The 16,324-nt window shown below is 74.1% G+C and carries 13 protein-coding genes; 1 reads left to right on the forward strand and 12 read right to left on the reverse strand.

Translation table 11 applies throughout. From position 1 onward, the window contains the following. Positions 1-15: 15 nt before the first annotated feature. Genes ACIBI5_RS43620 through ACIBI5_RS43630 form a run of 3 tightly spaced genes read right to left on the reverse strand, consistent with a single transcriptional unit; the run spans position 16 to position 3,297 of the window. Positions 16-1,152: a 3-deoxy-7-phosphoheptulonate synthase gene (locus ACIBI5_RS43620; protein ID WP_397256085.1), complete on the reverse strand. Its 1,137-nt coding sequence runs from the start codon at positions 1,150-1,152 to the stop codon at positions 16-18. Then, the gene (locus ACIBI5_RS43625) at positions 1,149-2,717 is read right to left on the reverse strand and encodes a (2,3-dihydroxybenzoyl)adenylate synthase (RefSeq protein WP_397256087.1); all 1,569 of its coding nucleotides are present in this window, start codon (positions 2,715-2,717) and stop codon (positions 1,149-1,151) included. The genes ACIBI5_RS43620 and ACIBI5_RS43625 overlap by 4 nt, the downstream gene beginning before the upstream one ends. Positions 2,718-2,727: 10 nt before the next feature. After that, positions 2,728-3,297: a pyridoxal 5'-phosphate synthase gene (locus ACIBI5_RS43630; RefSeq protein WP_397256088.1), complete on the reverse strand. Its 570-nt coding sequence runs from the start codon at positions 3,295-3,297 to the stop codon at positions 2,728-2,730. A gap of 47 nt (positions 3,298-3,344) precedes the next feature. On the opposite strand from ACIBI5_RS43630, the gene ACIBI5_RS43635 reads away from it, so the two are divergent. Further along, positions 3,345-4,004: a methyltransferase gene (locus ACIBI5_RS43635; protein WP_397256090.1), complete on the forward strand. Its 660-nt coding sequence runs from the start codon at positions 3,345-3,347 to the stop codon at positions 4,002-4,004. 1 nt (position 4,005) lies between these two features. Here the strand turns inward: ACIBI5_RS43635 and ACIBI5_RS43640 are convergent, their stop codons facing one another. The 9 genes from ACIBI5_RS43640 to ACIBI5_RS43680 all read right to left on the reverse strand — a co-directional run. Beyond that, positions 4,006-4,755 carry an ABC transporter permease gene (locus ACIBI5_RS43640; protein WP_397256091.1) on the reverse strand — a complete coding sequence of 250 codons (750 nt, stop codon included), beginning with the start codon at positions 4,753-4,755 and terminating at the stop codon, positions 4,006-4,008. Beyond that, entirely contained in the window at positions 4,752-5,531 is a 780-nt protein-coding gene (locus ACIBI5_RS43645) for an ABC transporter permease (RefSeq protein WP_397256093.1), read from the reverse strand. The genes ACIBI5_RS43640 and ACIBI5_RS43645 overlap by 4 nt, the downstream gene beginning before the upstream one ends. After that, positions 5,528-6,463, reverse strand: a complete 936-nt coding sequence (locus ACIBI5_RS43650) for an ATP-binding cassette domain-containing protein (protein ID WP_397256095.1) — start codon at positions 6,461-6,463, stop codon at positions 5,528-5,530. The genes ACIBI5_RS43645 and ACIBI5_RS43650 overlap by 4 nt, the downstream gene beginning before the upstream one ends. Positions 6,464-6,492: 29 nt before the next feature. Beyond that, complete coding sequence (locus ACIBI5_RS43655; protein WP_397256096.1) at positions 6,493-6,864, reverse strand: nuclear transport factor 2 family protein; 372 nt, start codon at positions 6,862-6,864, stop codon at positions 6,493-6,495. A 23-nt stretch (positions 6,865-6,887) separates the two neighbouring features. Next, positions 6,888-7,667, reverse strand: a complete 780-nt coding sequence (locus tag ACIBI5_RS43660) for a thioesterase II family protein (RefSeq protein ID WP_397256098.1) — start codon at positions 7,665-7,667, stop codon at positions 6,888-6,890. Further along, entirely contained in the window at positions 7,664-8,746 is a 1,083-nt protein-coding gene (locus tag ACIBI5_RS43665; protein ID WP_397256099.1) for a Gfo/Idh/MocA family oxidoreductase, read from the reverse strand. The genes ACIBI5_RS43660 and ACIBI5_RS43665 overlap by 4 nt, the downstream gene beginning before the upstream one ends. Further along, on the reverse strand, positions 8,743-9,789 hold the full coding sequence (locus tag ACIBI5_RS43670; RefSeq protein ID WP_397256101.1) for a saccharopine dehydrogenase NADP-binding domain-containing protein: 1,047 nt from the start codon (positions 9,787-9,789) through the stop codon (positions 8,743-8,745). The genes ACIBI5_RS43665 and ACIBI5_RS43670 overlap by 4 nt, the downstream gene beginning before the upstream one ends. After that, the gene (locus ACIBI5_RS43675) at positions 9,786-15,296 is read right to left on the reverse strand and encodes an amino acid adenylation domain-containing protein (protein WP_397256103.1); all 5,511 of its coding nucleotides are present in this window, start codon (positions 15,294-15,296) and stop codon (positions 9,786-9,788) included. The genes ACIBI5_RS43670 and ACIBI5_RS43675 overlap by 4 nt, the downstream gene beginning before the upstream one ends. Continuing rightward, on the reverse strand, positions 15,293-16,324 hold a 1,032-nt coding region (locus tag ACIBI5_RS43680), incomplete at its 5' end, for an AMP-binding protein (RefSeq protein ID WP_397256105.1). The genes ACIBI5_RS43680 and ACIBI5_RS43675, both read right to left, overlap by 4 nt.

Consider the following 16,324-nt stretch of genomic DNA (forward strand, 5'->3'; position numbering starts at 1 on the left):
TGGGTTTCCTCCGTTTCAGAGCAGTCCGGCGAACCGTTCGACGACCTCGGCCGCCTGGGCGGCGTTGAGGCGGGGGTCGCAGGCCGTGCGGTAGCGCGGCAGGCGTGGCGCCCGCGCGCACGGCGCGGGCGTGGCGATGCACTCGGTGACGTCGTCGGGCGTCATCTCCAGGTGCAGCCCGGCCGGATGGCGGTGGCGGGAGCGCAGGACGCTGACGAATGCCGTGACCTCCTCCAGGATCGCCTCCATGGGCCGGGTCTTGGGCCCGGCTCCCATGCGGACCGTGTTGCCGTGCATCGGGTCGCACAGCCACACGACCGGCATACCCCGCCTGCCGACCTCACCCACGATCTCCGGCAGGAGGCTGCGCACCCGGGTGCTGCCCAGGCGGACGATGAACAGCAGCCTGCCGGGCAGGGCGCCGGGGTTGAGCAGGCGGCTGAGGCGGGCGGCCTGGGCCGGGGTCGTGGCGGGACCGAGCTTGACGCCGACGGTGTTGCGGACGGACCGGGCGAAGGCGACGTGCGGGCCGTCGGGCCGGCGGGTGCGCTCGCCGATCCACACCGAGTGGGCGGAGGCGGCGTAGCCGTCGCGTACCAGCGGGCGCTCGTAGTCGAGCAGCAGCGCCTCGTGGGAGACGTAGGCCCGTTCGAGCGGCGGGCGGCCGGGCCAGGACTCGCGCACCACGCGCAGGACCGAGCGGGCGCATCGGTGGGCGCGCAGCAGGCGTCCGGGGTCGGGGCGGCGGGCACCCGGGTCTCCGGCGGGGCTGTTGACGGCGTCGCCCCGGTAGGAGTGAACGAGGGTGCCGTCGGCGGTGATCTCGTGGGGGGCGGAGCGGGGTTTGCCGTACTGGCCGGCCAGGCGGCCCAGCGGGAGCGTGGGGGCGCCGGTGCTCGCGGTGATCGTGGCGGCCAGGCCGTACAGCTGGGCGAGTTTCGCGCGCACGTCGGACGGGCCGGACTCGCGGAAGCGCTCGGCGCAGTCGCCGCCCTGGAGGACGAAGCCGCGGCCGTCGCCCGCGCGGGCGACGGCGGCGGTGAGCCGGTCACACTCGTGCGCGCCGACCAGCGGCGGCAGGCCGTGCAGGGTTTCGACGACCCGGCCGAGCAGCGCGGGGTCGTCCCAGTCGGGTTGCTGGGCGGCGATCACGGCGCCTCGTCCCGCAGCCGGGCCTTGTCCACCTTGCCGACGGGGGTGAGCGGCAGGCCGGGCACGACGACCATCCGGTCGGGGATTTTGTAGGCGGCCGCGCCGCGCTCGCGCATGAACGCGCCGATGGCGGGGAGTGTGGGCGGTTCGTCCCCGGCGACGATGTAGGCGCAGGTGCGTTCGCCCAGGTAGTGGTCGGGCACGGCGATCACGGCGGCGGCGCGCACGTGCGGGTGGGCCAGCAGGTGCTCCTCGACCTCGTCGGCGGGCACCTTGTCGCCGCCGCGGTTGATCACGTCCTTGACCCGGCCGCAGACGACGAGGTGGCCGCTCGGGGTGACGCGGGCGAGGTCGCCGGTGCGGAAGAACCCGTCGGGGGTGAAGGCCCGCGCGTTGTGATCGTCCGCGCGGAAATAGCCCCTGATCGTGTACGGCCCGCGCACCAGCAGCTCACCGGCCTGACCGGCGGGCACCTCGGCGCCCGACTCGTCCACGACGCGGATCTCGTCATGCTCCGACAGCGGCCTTCCCTGGGCGCCGGCCCGCAGGTCGGGCCCGTCGTCCGGCGGGCTCTGGCTGAGCAGCCCCTCGGCCATGCCGAACGACTGCTGCACCCGGCCGAGCCGCGCCTCGACGTCGGCCACCAGTCCGGGGCCGGCCGCGGCGCCACCGAGTTGCACCAGGCGCAGGCTGTCCAGGCGGTGCGGGGTCCACGCGGCGGCCTCGGCCCACAGCAGCCCGAGCGAGGGCACGAGCCCGGTGACGGTGACGCGTTCGCGCTCGATGATCGGGAAGGCGTCGTCGGGGCCGGGGGTCGGGGTGAGGGCGACGGAGCCGCCCGCGTGCAGGGTGCCGAGCACGCCGGGGCAGCCGAGCGCGTAGTTGTGCGCGACGGGCAGCGCGGCCAGGTAGACGTCGTCGGGGGTCAGCCGGGCGTTGGCGGCGCTGAGCCGGAGGTTGCACAGGTAGTCGTCGTGGGTGCGCGGGATGAGCTTGGCACGGCCGGTCGTGCCGCCGGACAGCAGGAAGAGCGCGACGTCGCCGGGGCCGGGCGGCTCGAGGTCGGCGGGTTCGGTGTAGAGGGCGTCCAGGGGGGTGAACTCCTCCGGCTGCCCGGCCACGATCACCTGGCGGGGGCCGTGGATCCGGCGGGCCAGTTCGCGGTGGTCGAAGCCCTGGTGGTGGTCGGGGATGACGTAGGCGGCCGGTTCGGTCCGCGCGGCGAGGTGGCCGATCTCGTCGTGGCGGTGCGGGGGCAGCGCGAGTACGGGAGCGGCGCCCAGCGTGAACAGGGCGAACAGGGTGTCGATGAGCTCCGGGGAGTTGGGCAGGTGCACGATGACGCGTTCGCCGGGCCGTACACCGAGATGGTGCAGGCCGGTGGCCAGGCGGGCGGCGCGGCCGGCGAGGTCGCGGTAGGTGCGGCGCTCGCCGGTGGCGGTGACGAGCGCGGTGCGCTCGTCGTGGGCGTGGAGCAGGGAGCCGAGGGTCCGGCCGCTCCACAGGCCGAGTTCGCGGTAGCGGCGGGCGCTCTCCTCCGGCCACGGTACGCATCCGGGGATCATGCGGTCCTCCTCAGGGGGCCAGCCGCGTCGCGTGCCAGCCGCCGGAGGCGTGGCGGTAGCGGACGCGGTCCTGGATCTCGTCGGCCCTGCGCTGCCAGAACTCCATCTCCCGCGGCGTGAGCCGGTAGCCGCCCCAGTGGACGGGGCGCGGGACCTCCTGGCCGGTGAAGCGGGCGCGGTGGTCGTCGAAGCGGGCGCGCACGGCCCGCCGGTCGCCGATCTCGCTCCGCTGGTCACTGCTCCAGGCCAGCAGCTGCAGGGTGCGGGGCAGGGTGGCGAAGTGGGCGTCGGACTCGACCTCGCCCAGCCGCGCGACCAGGCCCTCGACGCGGACCTGGCGGCCCTTCTCCAGCAGAGCGAAGCACAGGGCGGCCATGGGGTTGACCGCGACGTCGGCGGCCTTGCGGCTGGCGTGGTTGGTGAAGTACACGAAGCCGTGGTCGACGTAGGCCACGTCCACCCAGCGGGCGGAGGGCCGGCCGTGGTGGTCGGCCGTGGCCAGCACGGCGAAACCGGGCATCTCCCAGCGGGCGAACTCCCGCAACGGATCCACTGCTTTTTCGGTGAGCATTTTCTGCATCTGCCATTCTCTGGTCAGTTGAAACACTATTGCCTATAATCGCATTCATGCAAGAAGCCGCAGCGAAACTCATCACCCGCCATCGCGAAATAACCACTCCGCGGACTTTCGAGCTGCTCGGCCTCGAATGGGACCTCCTGCCGGGCGTCTACGCCCCGCACCTGTCCCAGTCGTCGGCCCTTTACGCCGAATGGCTGCCCTATCCCCTGCACGGCTCGTTCTGCGAGGTCGGCAGCGGCACCGGCTACATCTCGGTGCTGGCCGCGCTGCGCGGCTGCGCCTCGGTGACGGCGCTGGACCTCAGCGCGGCGGCCGTGGACAACACCCGCCTCAACGCGGTACGGCACGGCGTCGACGAGATCGTCCACACCGCCCAGGGCGACCTGTTCGAGCCGCTGACCAGTGAAGACCGGTTCGATCTCATCTACTGGAACTCCAACTTCGTCGAGGGTGAGCCCGCCGACGCCCTGGAGCGCGCGTTCTTCGATCCCGGCTACGCCGCGCACGCCGCCTACTTCCGCGACGCCGCGGCGCACCTGGAGCCGGGCGGCCGACTGCTGCTCGGCTTCACCGACCTGGGCGACGAGAACCGGGTGCGCGCGCTGGCCGCGGAAAACGGCCGGCGGGCCGCGACGCTGCGCGCCGCGAAATGCGCAGCGGAAAAAGGGCACATCGAATACCGCCTCCTCGAATTCCAGCAGCGATAATTCAGCGGTAAAGGCGGACGGCGAGCGGCGCCAATATGGCGGTCGCCGCCACCGCCCATGCCGCGGTGAAAAGCACGGGCACCAATACGGGACCGCCGCTCGAAAGGCCGACAAGCGCGTCACCGGCCACCGACAGCGGATTGGCCCGCACCACCGGCTGCAGCCAGCCGGGAAACTGCTCGGCCGGCACGAACCCCGACGACAGGAACAGCAGCAGCGTCACCGGCGTGTTGAGCGCCCCGCTGACCGCCTGCTCGCTGGAGGCCGACAGCGCCACGACGACGGCCAGCCACAGGAAGATCCAGGCGAACAGCGCCACCACCGCGAAGAAGGCGAGCACCGCCACCGGCCCCTGGCTGAACCGGAACCCGGCGGCGTACGCGACGGCCGTGGTGAACGCGCCCACGAGCACGGCCCTGGCCAGGTCGGCGGCGATGCGCCCGGCCAGCACCGGCAGGCGGCCGATGTCCATGGCCCTGAACCGGTCGGTGATGCCGCCACGCAGGTCGGCGAAGAAGCCCACGCCGGTGCCGACCGCCCCGTACGCGGCGCTGAACAGCACGATGACCGGGGCGAGCCGGTCGATGTACGGGCCGCGGGAGGCCTGGCCGACGAGTTCGCCGAAGACCAGCAGCATGAGGAACAGCAGGATCACCGGGAACATCACCGAGTCCGCGACGAGGCGCGGGCTCCTGACGAAGCGGCGCAGGGTGCGACCGGCGAGCAGGCCGGTCTCGGCAAGGGTGCTCATGTCGCCCTCCTGAAGGCCCGGACGGCCGCCGCCGAGAAGACCGCCAGCAGCCCGGCCAGCCACGCCAGCGCCTTGACCACGGGCCCGGCCGTCGGCCCGCCCTCGGCCAGCGCGCGCAGCGCGTCCAGCACCGCGGTGACCGGCTGGTGGCGTACCACCGGCTCGATCCAGCCGGGGAAGGCGTCGGCGGGCACGAACGCCGAGGAGACCATCAGCAGCGGCAGGTAGATGACGTGCAGGGTCGAGGAGACCGACTCCGGGTCGCGGGAGGCGAGCCCGAGCGCGCCGGTGCCCGCCGAGATCGTCAGCGCGAAGGCCACGGACAGGGCGACGAAGCCCAGCGCGGCCAGGGGGCCGGCCTGGAAGCGGAACCCGGCCACGTACCCGGTCGCGACGATCACCGCGATGGCCAGCAGCGCCCGTACGCCGTCGGCGGCCATCCGGCCCACCACCACGGCGCCCCGGTTGATGGCGAGCGCGCGGTAGCGGGCCAGCATGCCGCTGCGGCGGTCGGAGGAGGCGAAGAAGGCCGCGGTGATCGCCACGGAGAACATCCACTGCACGACGATCGCCGGTGGCAGGAACTGGGCGTAGTCGATGCCGCGTACCCGCAGCAGGTTGCCGAACAGGGCCAGGAAGCCGAAGACGAAGATGATCGGGAAGATCACCATCGTGCTCACGGTGTCGGCGGCCGAGTTGAGCCGGATGTTGCGCCCGGCCAGCAGGAGTCCCTGCCCGAACAGGTTGGCGAGCCCGGCCTCGCTCCTGGCCGTCATGACACGGCCTCCTCGCGCGGGTGCCCGGTGAGCGCGATGAACGCCTCGTCGAGCGTGGGACGGCGCAGCCGGATGTCGTCGGCCTCGACGCCCCGCTCGCGCAGGGCCGCGACGACCTCGGCGAGCGTGCCGCCGTCGGCGTCGCGGACGATGACCAGGCCGCCGGACTCCTCGACGTTCTCCACGGTGCCGCGCAGCGCGCGCAGGGCGTCCTCGGGCGGTTCGGCGCGTACTTCGCAGACCTGCCCGCCGACCTGCTTCTTGAGCTCGCCGGGCGTGCCCTCCGCGATCACCTCGCCGCGGTCGATGAGCACGAGCCGGTCGGCCAGGCGGTCGGCCTCTTCCAGGTACTGGGTGGTCAGCAGCAGCGTGACGCCCTTGTCGCGCAGCGAGGCGACCACGTCCCACATCTCCTGGCGGCCCACGGGGTCCAGCCCCGTGGTGGGCTCGTCCAGGAAGATCACCGGACGGCTGACCACCAGGCTGGCGGCCAGGTCAAGGCGGCGGCGCATGCCGCCGGAATAGGACGTGACGGGCTGGTCGGCGGCCTCCGCCAGGCCGAACCCGGTCAGCAGTTCCCCGGCGCGGGCCACGGCCGCCGCCTTGCCGAGCTTGAGCAGCCTGCCGAACAGCACGAGGTTCTGCCGTCCGGTCAGCACGTCGTCGACCGCGGCGAACTGGCCGGTCAGCGCGATGGACGCGCGTACGCCCGACGGGTCGCCCGCCACGTCGTGCCCGGCGACCGACGCTCTTCCGCCGTCGAGCGGCAGCAGCGTGCTCAGGCAGTTGATCACCGTGGTCTTGCCGGCGCCGTTGGGGCCCAGCAGGCCCACCACCGCGCCCGGCTCGACGGTGAAGGACACCTCGTCCACGGCCGTCTTGCCGCCGAAGACCTTGCGCAGGCCCTCGACCTCGACTCCCCCTCCGTTCATGCCGCTCATCTCCTCGATGTGGGTGACCGTCAGCCGTCCTGCTTCACCGGCGTCTGCTGGTGGAAGGCGAGCTTCCAGGCGTTGCCGCCGCGCTCGTAGACGCTGGTCATGTAGAGCTGGAAGGCGAACCCGGCCTCCTTGAGCCGGACGGTGGCGCGGTAGGTGATCAGCGCCGCGTCGCCGCCGAACTCCAGCACCTTGACGTCCTCCAGCGTGTAGTCGTCGAAGGGGGCCTTGTTGGCCTCGATGTCGGCGGCCAGCTCCGCGCCGGTCTGCGGGCCGTCGGGCTCGACGCAGATCGTGCGCTCGGTGACCAGCTCGCGGTAGAAGTCGCCGTTGCCGACCGAGATGGCCGCCCAGCCCTGCTCCTCGAGCTCTCGCAGTTCCTTCTCGACGCTCATGCCCGGTGTCTCCTCTGCTTCGGTTACGGGGTCGAGGGCCAGCTGCCGGGCAGGCCACAGAACTGCAGCACCTGCTCGACCAGCTCGCTCTCGTGGGGGACGAGGTAGAAGTGGCCGCCGGGGAAGTCCCTGAGCCGGAACGGGCCGGTGGTGCAGCCCTTCCAGGCGGCGGCCTCGTCGTGGTCCGCCTCGGGGTCGGCCGCGCCGACGGCGGCGCAGATCGGGGTCGCGATCGGCGTCGTCCCGTGCGGCCGGTAGGTCTCGATCAGCCGGTAGTCGGCTTCGAGCGTGGGCAGGATCAGCTCGCGCAGCGCCGGGTCGTCGAGGACCTCGTCGCTGGTGCCGCCGAGCCTGCGCAGGTCCTCCAGCAGGGCCCGCTCGCCGCCGAGGTGCACCTGCGCCGGGCGGGCCAGGTGCGGCGCGGGTCGGCCTGAGACGACCAGGCCCGCGATCGGGCCGCCGAGCAGGCTCTCCAGGCGGCGGGCGGTCTCGTGCGCGACGGCGGCGCCCATGCTGTGGCCGAACAGGGCCAGCGGCACCTCGCTCATCGGGGCCAGAGCGGCCGCGACCGGTCCGGCCAGCTCGTCCACGCTCGCGGCGTGGGGTTCGCGCAGGCGGTCCTGGCGGCCGGGGTACTGCACGCCGTACAGCTCGACGCCTTCGGGAAGGCGCGCGGCCCAGGTGCGGAAGAACCCGGCGGCGCCGCCGGCGTGCGGGAAGCAGACCAGGCGCAGCCTGGGCACCTCCTGGACGCGCAGGGGCCGCAGCCACTGCTCGCGCTGCCGGGTGGTCGTCGTGGTCATGCCGGTGAGTCCTCCAGTTCGGTACGGGCGGCCGCGATCAGCTCGGCGGCGGGCATCGGGCGGGGCGGCGGCCCCGACAGCCGCTCGGGGAATCCGAGGGAGGCGGCCATCGCCTGCCAGATCCCGCTGACCGACAGGTAGTACTGCCCCTCGCGCAGCGGATCGATCCTGTCACCGGCGGCTTTCCACAGACCGCTGATCGCGCGGTGGGCCGCCGCGGGCCAGTGGACCGCCAGGATCTCGCGGTAGCTGGGCGTCTGAGCTGGGCCGATGATGGTGGTGGCGGGCAGGTCGAGGGCGGGGGCGGCGGCGTCGGCGAATCTGGTGGTCTTCCTGGCCTCCTCCGGCAGGTGCGGCCGCGGCGACCACAGGACGGGGCCGTGGGTGCCGGCCAGCGTGAGCGTGCCGCCGTCCGCGCCGACGGTGATCCGGTGCAGCAGGTGGGCGTGGTTGTCGGGGTCGGCGGGGTGGAGCTGGTTCTGCACGCGCAGCGTGAACGGCGTCCCGGCGAGGGTGCCCTCGATCGTGCGGAAGGGACCGGAGCCGGTGGGCGCGGGCAGCTCGTAAGGACGCAGCCCGCCGAGCGCCCGGCCCAGGATGTCGAACAGGTGGTAGGAGACCTGCACGCCGCACGCCGCCTCGACGTAGAGCGGGCGCAGCGCGCGGGCGGCGGCGATGAAGCGCCGCACCGGCGGCAGGTGCACGTAGTGGCTGTTGACCTGGTACACGGTGTGGTGCTCGCGGGCGGCGCGCAGCAGCCCGGCCAGTTCGTCGCGCAGCAGCGGCCCTTCTTGCAGCACATGCACGCCGCGGGCCGTCAGCTCGGCGGCGACCTCACTGGCCGGGCCGCCGTTCACCGCGCCGAGCAGCACGACGCAGGCCAGGTCGACGCCGTCCGGCACGTCCTCCACGCGGGTCCAGAGCGGCACCCGTGCCTCTCTCGCGCAGGCGCGGGAGCGTTCGCCGCCCTTGGCGAGGATGCCCGCGAGCCGGAACCCGGAGCCGGGCGCGGCGATCGCGGCCAGGTGGATCCGGCCGAAACCGGTCCCGCAGACCAGCACGCGCGGCCGTCCGTTCACAGGACCCCCTCCTCGACGACGGCTTCCTCGACGCTGGAGGTGACCCGCACGGCCGGGTCCGCGCGCAGCTCGCCCAGCACGCGCTCCGGGTCGAGCACCCAGGCGGCCTCGTGCGCGCCCGGCGGCACCCGTCCCGCCGCGAGCGCCCGGACGGCGCTCGCGGCCACCGCGGCGGTCAGCTCGTAGCTGTCGGCGGCGCGCGCGATCAGCGTCCTGCCGTCGAGGGCGAAGACGAGCTGGAAGTACGGCTCCCGCCCCACCGCGTCCAGCCGGGCGGCCAGTTCCAGGTCCCGCGCCGCCTGCGCGGGGTCTCTGTCCGCGGCCCCGGCCAGGGCGCGCGGGGCGCGTTCGCCGTCGAAGACGCCCCACCACTCGACCTCGGCCAGCCCGAGCTCACGGGCCAGGCGGGCGCTCTCGCGGCTGAGGTAGGGGTAGGCGCCGACCCGGCCGGGGAAGTGCGGCAGGCGCACCCCGTCGAGCGGGCGCAGCGCGCCGCGTACCTGCCGGTGGCCGCGCCAGGCGGCCTGCGGGGTGGCGTACTCGCCGGTCAGGGAGGCGATGTAGTCGAGGGCGGCGGCCTTCGTGAAGCGGTCGAGGCCGCCGACATGGGCGACGAGGCGGTGCGGCGCGGGCCCCGCCATCGCCCGGGGCAGCAGCGCGGACAGGCCCGGCATCATGCCCGCCGCCAGCACCGCGCCGCGCGGCCCGCCCGGTGCCCGCAGGGCCAGGTCCGTGAGGAGGGCGCGGTCGAGCCGGTCGCCCGCGACGTCGACGTAGTGCGCGCCCGCGGCCAGCGCGGCCTTGGCCACGGTGTCGAGAACGATCGAGGACGGCCCGGCGCAGTTGACGACCACCTCGCACCCGGCGCAGAACCGGGCCGGCGCGGCGGCGTCGTCCAGGTCCAGGATGACGGGCTCGTCGTCCGGCCCGGCCTGGGCGCGCACCCGGGCGGGGTCCCGGCCGCCGAGCCGCAGCGGGCCGGGCAGCCGGCGGGTCAGCGCGCGGCCGACGGCGCCGTAGCATCCGGTCACGCCGATGGTCATGACTCCTCCAGCACGGCGGCGACCTCGTCCACGTGGGGCGGGCGCAGGCAGGTGAAGTGGTCGCCGGGGACGTCGGTGACGGTCAGCTCGCCCAGGCACAGCTCCCGCCAGAAGCCGGTCATGTCGTCGCGCAGCCACGGCAGGAAGCTCGTGCCGCCGCGCTGGCGCAGGAAGGCGATGTCGCCCGCGTACGGCTCCGGCTCGTGGGCGGCGACGGCCAGGAGGCTGTGCCGTACCACCTGGAAGGAGGTGGCGACGTGCCGCTCGACGTCGGGGCCGGCGGTCCCGGAGGTGGCGGCGTGGCCGATCGCGGCCAGCCGTTCCGCCTGCGGGCGGGCGGCCTGGGCGCGGAAGGCCTCGGCGGCGGGGGCGAGTTCGCCGGTCAGCGCGGTGACCGAGCCGGCGGGCACGCGGCCGGGGTCCTCGCGCAGCAGGGCGGCGAAGACCTTCGCCATGAGCTCCTCGTCGGCGGGATAACCGGCCGCCGCCGGGTCCACGCCCATGACCTTGGCGAAGACGTATTCGGCCACGAGGTCGTCCTCGATGGTCCGGGGCAGCGTGTAGCTGCTGACCACGGTGAGGGCGCTGACGTCGGCGCCGGCCTCGGTCAGGTTCCTGGCGACCTCGGTGGCCAGCAGGCCGCCCATGCAGTAGCCGACCACGTGGAAGGAGGGCGCGCCGGTCTCCAGGAGGGTGCGGGCGTAGCGGGCGGCGCGGCGGGCGATCAGGCCGCGTGGTTCCTCGGCCAGGTAGGCGTCGACGTCGGTGATCGCGAGTCCGGCGAGCGGCCCGCCCTTGGCGGTCAGCAGCCGGGACAGCGCGCGGTAGGGGGTGAGGGTGCCGCTGCCCTCGTGGACGAGCACGCGCAGCGGTCCGTCGCCGGGCGGGCCGCCGCCGAGCGGGATCAGCGGCGTGCTCTCGGCGCGGGCGCCGTCCTCCTCGCCCGCGCCGCGGCGCAGCCCGTCGGCGAGCGCGGCCACGGTGGGCTGGTGCAGGATGCGGCGGACCAGGTCGTCCCAGTGCGCCTCGGCCGCCTCCGGTACGCGCTCGCGCAGCGTGGCGGCCAGCTTGGCGACCACCAGCGAGTCGCCGCCGAGGTCGAAGAAGTCGTCGTCGCGGTTGACCGTGTCCCCTGTGCCCATGCCGAGCACCTCGGCCCACACGCCGGCGAGCGCGCGTTCGAGGGCGTCGCGGGGCGGCCCGCCGGCCGAGGCGCGGTTCGCGGCGGCGCGTGGCAGCCATGAGCGGAGCGTGGTGGTGTCCACCTTGCCGTTGGCGGTCAGCGGCAGTTCGTCGACGATCTGCAGGTGGGCCGGGATCATGTAGCCGGGCAGCCGCCTGGCCAGGTGCCCGGCCAGGCCCGCGACGTCCAGGGGCCGCCGGTCGGTCTTGAACCGGGCGGCGAAGACGTTCTGGCCGAGCGCGCCGGTCACGTCGCCGGGGCCGGGCAGGCAGACGGTCGCGCCGGCGCCCGCCTCCCGCAGCAGGCCGAGCCACTGGTCCCGGCCGAGGAACGTCTGGTCGAGTCCCTGGCGCAGGTCCTCGTAGTCCCATGTGCGGGGATCCTTGTCCGGCATCATGAACTCCATCGAGGTCATGATCTGGTAGCTGTCCCGGGTGGTCTCGATGAAGACCAGCCAGCCGCCGGGGCGCAGCATGCGTACCAGCCGCTCCAGCACGCGGCCGGCGTGGCGGGAGTTGTGCAGCACGTTGGCGCAGAGGATGACGTCGAAGTCGTTGGGCGCGTAGCCCTGCGCGCGGAAGTCCTCGTTGATGTCGAACAGGCCGTAGCGCACCCAGGGCAGCTCGCCGAAGCGGGCGCGGGCCTCGGTGAGGAAGAAGGGCGAGACGTCGGTGAACAGGTAGTCGACGTCGTGCCCGGCCAGGGCCGGGATCGTCCGCGCGCTGGTGCCGCCGACGCCCGCCCCCGCCTCCAGCACGCGCAGGCGGCCGGGGTGCCCGGCGGCGATGCGGCACAGGATCTCGACGGCGGCGTGGTTGACGTAGCGGCTGATGATGTTCTCCCGGTAGGCGGCCTCGGAGATCTCCAGGCGGCCCTCGGGGAACAGCAGCGGCAGCGGGTCCATATCGTCCCTGACCAGTTCGGGCAGGTGGGCGGTGCTGGTCCTGAAGTAGGCGATCAGCTCGGCCGGGTAGCTGTCCTCGCGTTGCAGCTCGCCGACCGCGCGCCAGGCGGCGTCCAGGTCCTCGGGAGCGGCCGTGCGGACGGCCGTGCGCAGATCGGCCGGGCCGCGTTCGAGGTAACCCTCGTGTTCCAGCACGCGCAGCCAGCGGCGCACCAGCCGGTGGTGGCGGGGCGCGGCCTCCAGGGCGTCGACGACCTGCTCGGTCGTGGCGGTGTCCCCCGCCTGCCGGAACAGGCCGCGGGTGGCGAGGGCGCGCACGATGCCGACGACCGCGGCCCGGTCCAGGCGGGCGATGAACTCGGTCAGTTCCTCGCGGGCGATGTGCGCGGTGTGCGGGTCGCCCGCGCGCGATCCGGCCGTGCGCAGCTCCTCCGCCGCCCCGTCCATGTCCTCCGGGGTACGGCGGGCCGGCTCGGCGAAGGCGGCCAGGCGGCGCTCCATGCCGTCGCCGTCCACCAGCACGTGCGCGGCGGCGACCGCGGAATGGTCCTGGACGGCGGCCTCGACCTCGGCCGGTTCGATCCGGTGGCCGCGGATCTTGACCTGCCGGTCCTCGCGGCCCAGGAACTCGATCAGCCCGTCCTCGCGGTAGCGGCCGAGGTCGCCGGTGCGGTAGAGGCGTTCTCCGGTCGCGGGGTGGCTCACGAAGCGCCGGGCGGTCTTGCCGGGGTCGCCGAGGTAGCCGAGTGCGACGCCCGCGCCGCCGATGTACAGCTCTCCCGCCACCCAGTCGGGGCACGGGCGCAGGGCGTGGTCCAGCACGTGGAAGGTCTGGTTGGCCAGCGGCTTGCCGTACGGGACGCTCGTCCAGCCGGGCTCGGGCTCGCCGATCGGATGGAAGATCGACCAGATCGACGCCTCGGTGGCGCCGCCCAGGCTGACCAGGTCGAGCCGGGGCAGGCGGGCGCGGATGGCCGGGGGCAGCGTGACCGGGATCCAGTCGCCGCTCAGCAGGGCCAGCCGCAGCGTCGGCAGGCCGGGCTCGGGCTGAGCGGCCAGGTAGTGCTCCAGCATCTGGAGCTGGGCGGGCACGGAGTTCCAGAGGGTGACGCCGTGCTCGGCGACCAGCCGGGCCCAGCGGGCCGGGTCGCCCCTGCCCGCCGCGCCGGGCAGCACCAGCGTGCCGCCCGCGGCCAGGACGCCGAAGACGTCGTAGACGGACAGGTCGAACCCCAGCGCCGCCAGGCCGAGGACGCGGTCGGCCGGGGTCACCGAGAAGCGCCGGTTGATGTCGGCGACGGTGTTGAGCGCGGCCTCGTGGGAGATCATCACGCCCTTGGGGTCGCCGGTGGAGCCCGAGGTGTAGATGACGTAGGCCAGGTCACCCGGCCGCGCGGCGCTTCGCGGCACGGGAGTGGTGGCGGGCGGCAGCGTGTCCACGTCGAGGCAGCGCACGCCGTCCGGGCGCTCGCCGATCCACGACTGGGTCAGGACGGTGTCCACGCCGGCGTCGGCCAGGATGCGCGCGCGCCTGGCGGGCGGCTGACCGGTGTCGACCGGCAGGTAGGCGGCTCCGGCCAGCAGGGTGCCGAGCACGGCGGCCACCTGTTCCCAGCCTTTGTCCATGAGAATCGCCACCGGCGCGCCGCCTCGGGCGAGGGGTTCCGCCACGGCGGTGGGCGGGGTTTCCGCCACGGTGGTGGCCAGGGTTTCCGCGACGGCGGTGCCTCGGGTGAGGTTCTCGGCCACGGCAGTGGCTCGGGCGAGCAGTTCGCCGTATGTCAGCGTGCGGTCTTCCGCGATGACGGCGGGTGCGCCGGGGGTGGCGGACGCGCGGGCGACGACCGGCTCGTGCAGCAGCCCGCCGGGGCGCGGCGCCGCGGTGGCGTTGGCGTCCGCCCGCCGCCGCGCCTGTACGGCCGGCAGCCCCACGGGCGCGGCCGCCGCCCACGCGTCGTCGCCGGCGGCCAGGTCGGCCAGCAGCTCGCGCAGCGCCCCGAACAGGTCCTCGGCCAGGCCCGCCGGGAACACGCCGTCGCGCACGTCGGCCCTGACCTCCAGGGTCCCGTCCTCGACGAGGGCCTGGCAGTCGATCCACACCTGCGGCGTCTGGCTCCTGCCGTACACCACTTCGCCCATGCCGTCGCCGGCTTCGCCGAGCCCGAGGGTGCTGGTGAAGACGACCGGCATGAGCGCGGCGTCGCGGCCCTTCACGCGGGCGATCTCGCGCATCACCTCCACCCCGGAGTGGAGCCGGTGGTCGAGGTCCTGCCACAGCCGGTCCTGGAGCGCGGCGGCGCGGGCGGCGAACGTGGCGTGCGCGCAGCCGTTCACCTCGAGGAGGCTGACCGTGGTGAAGTCGCCGACCAGTGCGTCGACCTGCGGGTGGAGGGGGCGGCGGTTGAGGAGGGTGAGGTTGAGGCAGAAGGCGGGCTGGCGGCTCCAGCGGCCGACGACCTCGGCGAAGGCTGCCATCACGGCGGTGGAGGGGGTGATGGCGTGCGCGGCGGAGCGCTCGCGCAACGCCTGCCACTGTCCGGGCGTGAACCTGGCCCGGTGGCGGGTGAACGTGCCGCGGTCCTGGGCGCTCTGGTCCTCGCGCAGGGGCAGTTCCGGCGCGCCGGGCAGGGTGCGGAGGCGGTCCTCCCAGTAGGCGCGGTCGCGTTCGTAGGCGGGGCCGTCGCGTTCGCCCCGGGTGGCGGCCACGTAGTCGCGGAAGGTGATCTCCAGGGGCGGCAGGTGCGCCGCGGAGTCCTGGTAGAGGGTGTTCAGTTCGGTGAGCAGGAGCTGGATGCTCATGTAGTCGGCGATGAGGAAGTCGACGGAGACGTGCAGCAGGTCGCGTCCGTCCGTGCGGGTGATCCGGAGCTCGAACAGCGGCCAGGACGCCGGATCGTAGACGCGGCTGTCCATGGCGGCTCTGACGGCCGTCAGGTGCGCCTCGGCCTCGGCGGCGGGGCGGCCGGTGAGGTCGGTGGTCTCGATGCGGTAGCGGGGCCGGTCGGGGGCGGTGACCTGGTAGCCCTCCGGATGGACGGTGGCGCGCAGCATGTCGTGGCGCTCGATCAGCCGGTTCCAGGCGTCCTCGGCGCGGCCGGGGTCCAGGCCGGTGAGGGCGAGTTCGGCGTAGACCTGGCAGGCGGTGCCGCCGTAGTCGTAGGCGGCGCCCCGGCCGAGCAGGTAGGCGGCCTGGACGTCGGTGAGCGGGAACGGCTCGTGGCGGGTGTCCGGGCCGGGGCGCAGCTCGGGCTGGTCGGGGCGGCTCAACTGCTCCAGCAGCGCCTCCTTGTGGGCGGCCAGCAGGGCGCGCCGTTCCTCGGTGAGGACGCCCTTGGGGGCGCGGAAGCGCAGCCGCCCCGACTCCGCCCACAGGTGGACGCCCTCCCGGGCCAGTTCGGCGATGAGCTGACCGGCAGTCATAGCGAGCCCTCCTCGAAGGCTGAGTCGTCGCGGTGGTCGATCAGGGCGGCGTGCTCGGCGATCGTCGGCCCGGCGAACAGTTCCCGCAGCGGGAGGTCGGCGCCGAACTCGATCCTGATCTCCTCGGCCAGGCGGGTGGCCAGGACGCTGTCGCCGCCGAGCGTCACGAAGTTCTGGTGCCTGCCCACGTCCGTCAGGTCGAGCAGGGACCGCCAGATCGCGGCGAGGGCCTGCTCGGTGGGCCCGGCGGGTGGGGCGTCGCCGCTCTGGCCGTCGGGCTCGCGGGCCAGGCGGGCGAGGGCGGCGCGGTCGACCTTGCCGTTCGCGCCGAGCGGGAGGTCGTCCAGCGGGGTGATCGTGGCGGGGACGGCGTAGGAGGGCAGACGGTCGGCGAGCCGGTCGCGCAAGTCGCCGAGGTCGCCGGCCGGGACGACGAAGGCGGCCAGGTGGCGATCCACTTGGGTGGCGACCGCGCGGTCGACGTGGGGGTGGGTGAGCAGGGCGGCTTCGATCTCGCCGAGTTCGATCCGGTGGCCGCGGATCTTGACCTGGTGGTCGAGCCGGCCCAGGAACTCCAGGGTGCCGTCGGGCCGGTAGCGGCCCAGGTCACCGGTCCGATACCAGCCGTCCACGAACTTCGCGCCGGTCGTCTCCGGATCGCCGCGATATCCCTTGGCGACACCCGCGCCGCCGATCCACAGTTCGCCCGCCACCCAGTCGGGACAGTCCTTGCCCGCGGAGTCGACGACGCGGAAGCACTGGTTGGCCAGCGGCCTGCCATAGGGGACCGACAGCCACTCCGGCGGCACCTTGGCGGGGACCGGACAGTAGTTGGACCAGATCGACGCCTCGGTCGCCCCGCCCAGGGCGATCAGCTCACAGTCCGGAGCCGCGGCGGCGAGCCGGGCGGACAGGTCGAGCGGAACCCAGTCACCGGACACCATCGCCAGGCGCAGTGATCCCAGAACCCCCCGATCGGCGGTGAGCAGCATGTCGAGCAGGGCCGGGACGGTGTTCCACACGGTCAC

This window comes from Nonomuraea sp. NPDC050540 (assembly GCF_044457485.1).
Lineage (GTDB): Bacteria > Actinomycetota > Actinomycetes > Streptosporangiales > Streptosporangiaceae > Nonomuraea.

Coding starts and splice junctions, on each gene's coding strand:
- ACIBI5_RS43625 (WP_397256087.1), bottom strand. CDS start 2,717: ATGATCCCCGGATGCGTACCGTGGCCGGAGGAGAGCGCCCGCCGCTAC.
- ACIBI5_RS43630 (WP_397256088.1), bottom strand. CDS start 3,297: ATGCAGAAAATGCTCACCGAAAAAGCAGTGGATCCGTTGCGGGAGTTC.
- ACIBI5_RS43635 (WP_397256090.1), top strand. CDS start 3,345: ATGCAAGAAGCCGCAGCGAAACTCATCACCCGCCATCGCGAAATAACC.
- ACIBI5_RS43640 (WP_397256091.1), bottom strand. CDS start 4,755: ATGAGCACCCTTGCCGAGACCGGCCTGCTCGCCGGTCGCACCCTGCGC.
- ACIBI5_RS43645 (WP_397256093.1), bottom strand. CDS start 5,531: ATGACGGCCAGGAGCGAGGCCGGGCTCGCCAACCTGTTCGGGCAGGGA.
- ACIBI5_RS43650 (WP_397256095.1), bottom strand. CDS start 6,463: ATGAACGGAGGGGGAGTCGAGGTCGAGGGCCTGCGCAAGGTCTTCGGC.
- ACIBI5_RS43655 (WP_397256096.1), bottom strand. CDS start 6,864: ATGAGCGTCGAGAAGGAACTGCGAGAGCTCGAGGAGCAGGGCTGGGCG.
- ACIBI5_RS43660 (WP_397256098.1), bottom strand. CDS start 7,667: ATGACCACGACGACCACCCGGCAGCGCGAGCAGTGGCTGCGGCCCCTG.
- ACIBI5_RS43670 (WP_397256101.1), bottom strand. CDS start 9,789: ATGACCATCGGCGTGACCGGATGCTACGGCGCCGTCGGCCGCGCGCTG.
- ACIBI5_RS43675 (WP_397256103.1), bottom strand. CDS start 15,296: ATGACTGCCGGTCAGCTCATCGCCGAACTGGCCCGGGAGGGCGTCCAC.